Annotated in this window: 10 protein-coding genes and 1 pseudogene; 6 read left to right on the forward strand and 5 right to left on the reverse strand. The window is 58.8% G+C overall.

The window, feature by feature from the left end:
* Positions 1-523, reverse strand: a 523-nt coding sequence (locus tag AYJ54_RS22430; RefSeq protein ID WP_063702276.1) for a sugar transferase, incomplete at its 3' end; no start/stop codon positions are given.
* Positions 510-1,679 (reverse strand): Gfo/Idh/MocA family protein, encoded by a 1,170-nt coding sequence (locus AYJ54_RS22435; RefSeq protein WP_082905791.1) that lies wholly within the window; start codon positions 1,677-1,679, stop codon positions 510-512. The genes AYJ54_RS22435 and AYJ54_RS22430, both read right to left, overlap by 14 nt.
* 656 nt (positions 1,680-2,335) lie before the next feature.
* Here AYJ54_RS22435 and AYJ54_RS53725 point away from each other — a divergent pair.
* The 4 genes and pseudogenes from AYJ54_RS53725 (at position 2,336) to AYJ54_RS51355 (ending at position 3,141) form a co-directional block, all read left to right on the forward strand.
* Positions 2,336-2,482, forward strand: coding sequence for a hypothetical protein (locus tag AYJ54_RS53725; protein ID WP_347337224.1), 147 nt, complete (start codon positions 2,336-2,338; stop codon positions 2,480-2,482).
* A complete protein-coding gene (tnpB, locus tag AYJ54_RS53730; RefSeq protein ID WP_347337225.1) occupies positions 2,433-2,609 on the forward strand; it encodes an IS66 family insertion sequence element accessory protein TnpB in 177 nt (58 codons plus the stop codon). Before AYJ54_RS53725 ends, tnpB begins: the two co-directional genes overlap by 50 nt.
* Positions 2,596-2,992: pseudogene (locus tag AYJ54_RS47580) on the forward strand (IS66 family transposase); the annotation flags it as partial. The gene tnpB and the pseudogene AYJ54_RS47580, both read left to right, overlap by 14 nt.
* A gap of 11 nt (positions 2,993-3,003) precedes the next feature.
* The gene (locus AYJ54_RS51355) at positions 3,004-3,141 is read left to right on the forward strand and encodes a hypothetical protein (protein ID WP_201724242.1); all 138 of its coding nucleotides are present in this window, start codon (positions 3,004-3,006) and stop codon (positions 3,139-3,141) included.
* Between the two features lie 44 nt (positions 3,142-3,185).
* On the opposite strand, the gene AYJ54_RS22445 is transcribed toward AYJ54_RS51355, so the two are convergent.
* Entirely contained in the window at positions 3,186-4,754 is a 1,569-nt protein-coding gene (locus AYJ54_RS22445) for a GumC family protein (protein ID WP_063702281.1), read from the reverse strand.
* Positions 4,755-5,828: 1,074 nt separating this feature from the next.
* Complete coding sequence (locus AYJ54_RS22455; RefSeq protein WP_063702285.1) at positions 5,829-7,130, reverse strand: glycosyltransferase family 4 protein; 1,302 nt, start codon at positions 7,128-7,130, stop codon at positions 5,829-5,831.
* Between the two features lie 325 nt (positions 7,131-7,455).
* Between AYJ54_RS22455 and AYJ54_RS54025 the strand changes: the two genes are divergently transcribed.
* Both AYJ54_RS54025 and AYJ54_RS47585 read left to right on the forward strand, forming a co-directional pair.
* Positions 7,456-8,175, forward strand: a complete 720-nt coding sequence (locus tag AYJ54_RS54025; RefSeq protein WP_082905792.1) for a sugar transferase — start codon at positions 7,456-7,458, stop codon at positions 8,173-8,175.
* A complete protein-coding gene (locus AYJ54_RS47585; protein WP_136623862.1) occupies positions 8,090-9,262 on the forward strand; it encodes a lipid II:glycine glycyltransferase FemX in 1,173 nt (390 codons plus the stop codon). Before AYJ54_RS54025 ends, AYJ54_RS47585 begins: the two co-directional genes overlap by 86 nt.
* Here AYJ54_RS47585 and AYJ54_RS22470 read toward each other — a convergent pair.
* Positions 9,219-9,782: sugar transferase (locus AYJ54_RS22470; RefSeq protein ID WP_245329100.1), on the reverse strand; the 564-nt coding region annotated here is incomplete at its 5' end. The genes AYJ54_RS47585 and AYJ54_RS22470 overlap by 44 nt on opposite strands.

Genomic DNA, 9,782 nt, shown 5'->3' on the forward strand with positions numbered 1-9,782 from the left:
GCACCTGGCAAATTCCGGTGATTCCGGGCTTCACAATGTGACGTTTGTGGTGCCAGTCCCGGAAGTATTCGAGTTCATAAGGGATCGCCGGCCGCGGACCGACGATGCTCATTTCGCCCCGCAACACGTTGAGGAGTTGCGGCAGCTCGTCGAGGCTGGTTCTCCGCAGCAACCGCCCCACGCGCGTCACGCGAGGATCGTCTGTCAGCTTGTATGGGGCATCGGGGTCGTCCGAGAGGGGTTCCTTAGCCCAAACCCGCCGGATCGCCTCGCGATGGACGTTTTCGTCGGCCTTGTGGCGGAGCGTCCGGAATTTGAAGCAGTTGAACGGCTTCTCGTCTCGCCCGATCCGGCGTTGGCGAAAGACCGCGGGTCCGGGGCTGTCGAGACGGATTGCTATCCACACCACCGTGAAGACGGGGGCCAGCACCACGATCGCGAGAACGCTGATCGCGACGTCGAGCGCCCGTTTGCCGAATTCCCGGGGGATCGCCTTCCGTCGCGTGGCTTCATGTGACAGCAATTTTCGGGCCTCCCACCGACACGTTCCGCCGCCGGAACGTCAGTTGATCCTTACCGGTGCTACGGTGTTTGTGCTTGCGCCGTAGGCACGCTGATGCCGCCTCGAGCGCTTCGACAACGCGCAGCCCATGCACTCCGTCCGCGCGCGGCCGTTCTCCGGTCATCATCGCGTTGACGAAGTCGAGTATCTCGAGTTTCAGCGGTTCGCTGTTGGATATCGCTGGGATATGAACGTCGCCGTGATGATAGGCGGACTGGAAGTCGGCGTAGGAGTTGCCGTCGATCTGCGGCCTGAAGCGCTTCTGGTAAACGCGCACTTTCTCGGACGGCTGCACGTCGTCGAAAACCAGCATCGCATCGCTGCCGACGATCGTGATCTGGCGCACCTTGACCGGGTCCAACCAGGAAACATGCATATGAGCGGCCACGCCGCTCTTGAAGCCCATCTTGGCGTAAACAACGTCCTCAACGTCGGGCAGAACGTGCGCGCAACCCCAGGCGCCGATGGTTTGCGCCACCTCCTCCAGCAGGAAGAAGATGATCGAGAGGTCATGCGGCGCCAAGTCCCAAAGGACATTGGCGTCCTGCCGGTAGAGACCGAGATTCAGGCGCCGCGAATCAATGTAGTAAAGCTCGCCGAGAGAGCTGCTCTGGATCATCTGGCGCATGAAACCCACCGCCGGGTGATATTCGAACGTGTGCCCGACCATCAGCACACGCTTGCGCTCTTCGGCGATCGCATTCAACTCGCGGCATTGCGCGCTCGTCATGGCCAACGGCTTCTCGACGAGCGCGTGCTTTCCGGCCTGGAGCACCGCCCGCGCCAATTTAAAGTGCGTCTCCACGGGGGTGGCGACGATGACCCCGTCTATAGAAGGGCTATTCAGTACCGCGCCGATATCACGCGAAACAGCGACAGAAGGATATTGTGAATGGACATATTCCAATCTGTCAGGACGCAGATCAGCGGCCATCGACATCCTTGCGGCGCGTACATCGCAGGCGACTCGGATGTGTTTCGCACCCCAGTAGCCGCAACCGATGACGGCGAGCAACGGGCCATCTTTCGCGGTCTGAACTTCCGCGTGCTCGGTTTGGTTCGGAGTATCGAGTAAGTGAGGGACAAGCTTGGAACGCAGTACTATCGAACGAGACATGCTCCCCTCCTTAGGTTCACACTCTTTTTCGAATTGGAAACTGCAGAGGGCGTTCCACGCAAAAGCGTACGCAGTAGGTGATTACCGCTTCTACGCCCTGTATGACAAACTACTACAATCGCCCTTTCTCGCCAGCCCAGTGGAGCGCACTATTGGGGGCTAACCCTAAAGTTGGCAGCGCGAAATAACCGCGTCGCAACCGGTAGGTTCTTGGCGCTGATCGATCAGCCCAATAAACGTTCTTCGATGGCATTAGGGAATAGTTTGGCGCTCCTGACTTCGTCGACCGCAAGACGGTCCGTATCGCTCCGGCGAGCGCCACCTTGTGTAGTTTGAGAGGCGGCCTGAGGATTTGACCTTAAGTCTAGCCTTAAGGTCATGCGGCGCATGCAGGTTAAGGTGTCGGCGCTGAACGTCGGCGCCGATGGACTTACGGCGAGAAGGTTCGTCTGGTTGAAGAGACGTTGCAGGCTGGGGAGACTGTGAGCTGGAATCATCGAGATTGAGCTTGGCGGTGGCTGTCGCGTTCGAGTTGACCGGGAACTAGATGCCGCGGCCCTGCAGCGTGTTCTTGAACCCCTGCGACGACGATGATCTCGATTCCGAGTGGCGTCAAAGTCTGGATTGCCACTGGCCACACCGACATGCGCCGCGGCATGCAAAGCCTGGCTCTTACTGTTCAAGAGAGCTTGAAGCGCGATCCCGACTGGCGGTCTCTACATCGTTCCGAGCTGCCGCGGCGATCTAGTCAATATCCTCTGGCGCGATGGGATCGGACTGTCGCTCTACGCCAAACGTCTTGACCGCGGGAAGTTCATCTGGCCCGCGGCGTCGGCCGGCGCGGTATCGATCTCAGCGGCGCAGATGGCCTATATGCTCGAGGGCATCGACTGGCGGAATCCGCAATTGGGCTGGCGACCGCAGACGTAAACTCGGCGAAGACGTGACGCAGACGTTGGAATGCTCGCCACGTCAGTGGAAGGTGATCGAGACGGTGCGCGAGAAGTTCACCTGCCGCGACTGCGATAAGATCAGCCAGCCGCCGGCGCCGTTCCATGCCGTCGCCAGGGGATGGGCCAGCCCGCGCCTCTTGGCCGTGATCATGTTTGAGAAGTTCGGTCAGCATCAGCCCTTGACCGCCAGTCCGAGCGCTACGCTCTGGAAGGCGTGCCGATAGCGTTGTCGACCATGGCGGTAGGATCGCCCTGTGCGTCGCTGGAGCCCTTCTGCGCCTGGCGGAAGCCCATGTCATGGCGGCCGAGTGCCTTCATGCCGATGATACGACCGTGCCGGTCCTGGCCGGCTGCGCGACATCTCGATTGAAATGGACATCGAGGACAAGATCATCTGGGTCTATGGCGTTGGAGAAGACGGCGTCAAGGCGTTCACCGACTTCGGAATCGAAAACCTGATCGAGCTTACCAGGTTCTGCAAAGACAATCCGGAACTGCTCAGGCAGTGACCCTGCGGCCTACGCCGAATGGATACGACGGTCCTGCCCGCAAACTATGTCGACGAAGCGGGTGGCACCGCCGATAGCGCTTGTGCGACGCCTGGCGCAGGGAGGTTAAACGACGTGGGGTTTCGCGCGGTTTCGGCGCGCGACCGCACGTCTGTCGCGGCTTCCGCGGACCCGGGCGATACGACATCGTATGTGCCGACGCTAACCAACGCTTCTGACAAAAGAGCCGCAGCCGATGCCAAAACGATCCCCCCGACCAGGCCCAGCGCCAGGAAAATGATCAGTTGGGGAAAGGCGGGAGAATCTGGCGGGCTGGCAAATTGCGCAATTCGCAAGCCCGATACGCGTGCGTTCGCGAGACTCGTGTTGATCCGCTCTTCGGTGGTTCGCTTCGCATAACTCTCGGCAGCGGTCACCGCCAGCGTCAGGTCCCGGCTCAGCCGATTGTATTCCGCCTCTCTCGACGAGAGAGCGGCAAGTTCCTCGTTTACACGCTGGAGCTCTGTGCCCAAGTGTGCCTCCCGATTCTTTGTGCCGGCAAAATCCGCGTCAACCTTGAAAAGAGCAGCCATTGTGTCCTGATAGACGCGGATGAGAAGGAGCGGTGGAGCCTCGGTGAGAGATCGCTCCGCCTGGCTGATCCTGGCGCGACTTTCAGTCCTTTCAACGTTGGTTGCTCCCAAGCTGCTCACAATCCCGGAGACGTATTGCGATTGCGTGACCGGCTTCAGCCTCAGTAACTGCTCGGTCAATGCTTCCTTCCGACCTTGCAGCTCCACGATGGAGCCCTGCGTTGAACTGAGGGATTGGGTAAGTTGGTCGGCACGGTTGAGAAGGAGAGTACGCTGATCGTTGATGGAATAGATCGAGACTGCAGCCGAAAAGCTCTCAAGCCTGGAGGCCGCCTTCTGAACCTCTTCCTGCAGCTGTTTCCTCTGCACGTCAAAAAATTGAAAGGCGCCCGGCACGTTGAGAAGCTCCGCCTGCTTGGCGACCAAAGCGTCAGCGAGCGCATTGACGAACTCGGCCGCGATCACCGGATCGCGGTGAGGAAATGAAATTTTCAGAAGGTCGGTTTTGCCCTCTGCTCGTGCGGACATGGAGCGCTGCAGCATCGAAATCAGGATGTCGTCGTTGCGGCGGGCCTGATCAGCGGAAAGCAAGCGCTCGAGACCTAGCTTAGCTGCCGTTTCGCGTAAGATCGAAATCTGATCAGCGGAAAGCAAGCGCTTGAGATCTAGCTCAGCTGCCGCTTCGCGCAAGATCGAAATCAGGCGGCCGCCGTTCGGTTGCATCCGGTCGAGGTCAGGAAAAAGGCGCTGAAGACCTACCTTGTTCGCCGCTTCGCGCACAACGTCTTCTGTCTCGGCAAGTCGGGCAAGCGAATTGATACCGGTAGGGTCGACCATGCTTCGGGAGTCGACGACGCTGCGGGATTCCGAGTCCTTGACACCATTGCCAACCAGAAGCAGGGCCTCGGCGTTGTAACGCCGCCCGACAAGCTGATAGGCGGAAAGGGACGCGGCGAGGACCGTCAGGAAGACGGCAAGCGACGCAACTTTGCGACGCCGCAGCGCGGCAATCAGAAGCTTGGCAGCAAGCAGCAGCTCCACCTAAAGCTCCGCTTTCTCAACAGGCCCGGCTCGCACCCGTCCGCTCTGTCTACTCGAGGACGCGGTCTGCTGCGCTCGAGTAAGTCGTCCACGCGCGGAGCGTCTCGATGAGGTTAGCGCAGCACGATGCGATTTACGACGCATTAAAACCACGCGGACAAGAATCGAAAGAGGTAGACCAAAAGAGGTATCGCCTCAAACGCGTAGACAAAAACATCCGACAGCGCAGACAAAATCCACGTCGTCGTTCTCTAGCGCGGGCTGGCAGGTACCCTCTCAATGGCTCAACGCTTGAAGTTCCGCAACTCATTCAAGGCTGGCCGAGGACCGGGGCCGGCACGTCACATCGGAAGGAGCGGAGGTCATATGCGAGTTTTTCCGTGTCGCGCGAATTCGTCAGGGATTGGTCGCGCGTCTACTTCCGTAATCGCATTGTGGAACTGGTACCTATCAGACCATCACCTCCAACGCCGAGCACGGCATCCCTGAATGCGCTCCACGACGTGTTCTCACCGGTCATTCTGGAAACATGCGAAATAATGTCGTTCTGGGTCTCGTCGAATTACCCTGGCAACAAGCCTTCCAGTGGGCCATCCACAACCATGCCTCCCAGTTCAACAACAGGAACGACGCGTCCACGCGGTAATGTACTCCGCCGTAGAGGACATGATCACGAAGCTCGGCTACCGGTTCTGTGCTCACTAGCGTGCGGTTTCCCAAGTCGGCAGGCCGCAGCCGAGCTTTGATCTCACGTTGAATTGGACGAACAAGGGGAATGCACCGATGTATTTCGATCAACGGCTTCTGGTCCGGACCGGCACCCGAGTCTTCGAAACCGCAATTTCAATGAAAGGCTTTCTTCCCGGCACGCGCACGGACGTCGCAACGATTGCCACGCGAGGTCTGGCCCCTGGCGCGCACCCCGTGCAGATCGGTCTCGCCGCAGCCGGGAGCCAAGATCCGGACATTACGCTCGCGATCCAGGGGGCTGGCCCCTGGTACACTCTCTGCGACCTCGCGATCGGTCACAGCAGTTCACCCGCTCCACCGCACGGACGGTGATTGCTTCCGCTCTCAGGGAGCATCGGTATCGGCTGGTGTTCCTGCCTTCCTCTCATGCGCACGCGCGGATCGAGCCGCATTATCGTGTGCGAGCGACGGCGCCAGCCTCGCATAAGCGGCGAGGAGAGAATGCTTTTCAAGCTCCCACTGAAATTCGCCGTAGGCACGCTCCCTGCCGTAGTTCCGCATACGCTCGCGTCCGGCCTCGTCCTCAAGCAGCGCCACGATTTCTTCGCCGAGCGCCTGCGGCGTCGGCTCCGCCACCACCAGAGCGGCGTCGCCTGCATCATCCCTCGCCTGTGGCAAGTCGAACAGAACGAACGGCAGCCCGATGGCCATGTATTCAAAGACCTTGATCATCGACATAATCACGTTGCAGGCATTGGGCGGATCCGGAACGACACCGATATCGCAAGCCGCCAGCATGGCGGGAAGCGCGTCGCCCGTAATGAAACCGGCAAATTCGACATTGTCGGCGATCCCGAGTTCGCCTGTGAGCGTCCTGAGCCGACCTGCTTCCGGCCCGTCGCCGATGATCAGGCAGGCGATATCTGTTCGATGCAGGCGCTTGACGATGCGTTCCATCGCCTTGACCAGCAGGTCTACACCGTCCTGCTCGGCAATCATTCCCACATAGCCGACGAGATATCGAAAGGACCGCCTGACTGACAGATCGGGCTTGGCCTGCCTGAAGCGCCCAAGATCGGGGACGCTTCTGACGATCCAGACCCTGTCTGGCGGCATCCCGCCTCGCTCCACGGCCTGCTGCTTCAGCGTAGGGTTTGTCGCGAGGCTCCCGTCGGCCGATCGAAACGTCCAGCGTTCAAGCAAGAGCAGGAGATGATAAAAGAAATCCTGGCGGCCGAATTTGACTTCATAAAGTTCGGGCGCGGGATCATGCTGATCAAACAGAAATTTCTTGCCAAAGAAGAACTTGTAAAAAATCGCGATCAAAAAGATCAAGTCCGGTGGATTGCACGCATGAAGAATATCGAATCCATGCCGGTGCGCCACCTTCAACGAGAGAACGAATTCCCAAAAAAGGGCGACGGTATATTCGAGAAGATAAGTCACGGCGCCCGAGCCTTCCACACCCCGTGGATGGCGGTAGATATGCACACCGTCTATCTGCTCGTATGCCTTGTCATATCCCTTCCCTTTCGGACAAATAACCGAAACGGTGTAACCAGCCTGGTGCAGCGCTGTGGCCTCCGGCCAGACCCGGCGATCGGCCGGCACCGGCAGGTTTTCGACGATGATAAGGACCCCGCCGGTCGCATCAGCTCCCGCAGATATGCTGGCCGACAGAACCACTGCCCTACCTCCGTCAGTGGAAACCAGGCGACCTTTCGTATAGGACTTCCCAAAGAGGAGCACAATCTCGAGGTCGCGGACGATCCGCAGGATGCCCGGCGGCCTTGCCGCCGAAGGATGATGATCGGGATATTTCTTGTACTGCTCCGGGTAGGAAGCTCTCCTCAAACCGGATTAAGCCAAAGGGGCAAGGTCAATTCGACCCAGCATGATGCTATTACAATCAAGCGACGCGAATTCATCTCGCTTCTCGGCGCAGCGATTGTGTGGCCGCTCCTGGCAACCGCGCAGCAGCCTCGCCAGATGAGACGGATCAGTGTAGCTGATGGGCGGCTTCGACGAAAGCGATCAGAAAGCGCAGTCCTGGATCGGGGCGTTCCGGGAAGAACAGCAAAACGCGCCGCTTCTGGGAGATCCAAGGACCAACCAGCGACGCGGAAAGCGCGTTCTTGACCTCGCTGTCGCCTGTCCGCTGCTCTTGCTATGTGCACTACCTATGATCGGATTGACCATCCTGATCCGGCTTAGCAGTCGCGGACCGGCCATCATTCGGCAGATCCGCATAGGCCAGAACGAGCGACCGTTCACGATGTTCAAGTTCCGAACCATGTATCTCGACGCTGACGACACGCCTCTGCGGCAAATGAACACCCGAGAGCTGTTGGGGGGCCAACCAGGAACCAGCGATGGCGTCTTCAAGTTGGAGGCAGACCGGCGGATTACGAACGTGGGTCGCCTTCTTCGGCGGTTCAGCTTGGACGAGCTCCCACAATTGTTCAATGTGCTTCGCGGCGACATGTCAGTGGTCGGGCCTCGGCCATCATTGCCGTGGGAAGTCGAGCTGTTCACAGCCGAGCAACGCAGGAGGCACGACTGTCTCCCCGGCATTACAGGATTGTGGCAAGTCAATGGTCGCAACCGGCTATCGATGCCGGAAATGCTGGCACTGGACCTGGTCTATGCTCGATCACGATCGCTATGGCTCGATCTCTGGATCCTTTGCCGCACTCCTGGAGCGGTTCTATTCGATAGAACCGCTAGGTAAATCGAAGAACGGCAGGAGCCGGGGAATTAGCAGGGATGGGGGAAGGATACGCATGCTAGAGCATATCGATGGACAGCCCGAAATGTGGCGCGCGATTGCGCATCACCCGTTAAACAGTTTGTTCTCCTCGCAGTGTTGGACGGAGGCGGTAGCCCGGACGTACGGGTTCAAGGTCTCGGTATCTATGAAAGGTATTCAGAATGACGGCAAAGCAGACGGGGCCATCCTATATTGTCAGCTCTCCGATCTGAAGGGCGAGCGGATTGTTTGCGGACCATTTTCAGATTACTGCGATCCACTAATTAGTGATGGCGACACTTGGCGCGAGCTTGTTGCCCCGCTGATTTCCTTGGGTTTTCCAATCACGCTTCGCTGTCTTAGTAATCAATTGCCCGCAAAAGATGAGCGCTTTGTGAAGGTCGGCGAAGCGGCTTGGCACAGCGTCGACCTCGCTCGACCGGAGCTTGAAATATGGGGCGGCTTCTTGGGGGCAGCTCGTCAAAATATCAGGAAGGCTCAGCGGAGCGGCATCAAGGTCCGTGCGAGCCAAGAGCTCCATGATCTTCATGTCTTCTATGAGATGCATTGTCATGTTCGAAAATCCAAATATCGTCTCCTCCCGCAGCCCTTTGCTTTTTTTGAGAACCTGCATGCTTCGTTTGCAAAAGATGATAACCTGACGGTTCTTCTTGCCGAGGTTGACGGATCCCCGGTCGCCGCCACTGTATTCCTCGAATGCAGGGGCACGCTGTATTATAAGTTCAACGCCTCCTTGGAACGCGGCTTGTGTCCGAATGATCTTCTTGTCTGGGAAGGCATCAGAATTGGACAGCGCCGTGGCCTTAATCTGCTCGACTTTGGCGCATCTGACCTCGATCAACCCGGATTGCTTCGATTTAAGCGCAAATTCGCTACGGTCGAGCGGAGAATTTTCCGGCTGCAGTTTGAGCCGGAGGGCTATCGCGATCGACGAGCCTCGGCGGTCAACAAGACTCTGAGATCCCTCACATATTGGCTCACCGATCCCAACGTGCCAGATCCGATCACTCAGGCTGCGGGAGCCGACTTGTATGCCGTGTTCTGCTGAATGGGCAGCTTAACCGAATTACCAACCGCCGGCCGTGCACCTGGCAAATTCCGGTGATTCCGGGCTTCACAATGTGACGTTTGTGGTGCCAGTCCCGGAAGTATTCGAGTTCATAAGGGATCGCCGGCCGCGGACCGACGATGCTCATTTCGCCCCGCAACACGTTGAGGAGTTGCGGCAGCTCGTCGAGGCTGGTTCTCCGCAGCAACCGCCCCACGCGCGTCACGCGAGGATCGTCTGTCAGCTTGTATGGGGCATCGGGGTCGTCCGAGAGGGGTTCCTTAGCCCAAACCCGCCGGATCGCCTCGCGATGGACGTTTTCGTCGGCCTTGTGGCGGAGCGTCCGGAATTTGAAGCAGTTGAACGGCTTCTCGTCTCGCCCGATCCGGCGTTGGCGAAAGACCGCGGGTCCGGGGCTGTCGAGACGGATTGCTATCCACACCACCGTGAAGACGGGGGCCAGCACCACGATCGCGAGAACGCTGATCGCGACGTCGAGCGCCCGTTTGCCGAATTCCCG

Origin of the sequence: Bradyrhizobium centrolobii, assembly GCF_001641635.1 — a bacterium.
Taxonomy (GTDB): domain Bacteria; phylum Pseudomonadota; class Alphaproteobacteria; order Rhizobiales; family Xanthobacteraceae; genus Bradyrhizobium; species Bradyrhizobium centrolobii.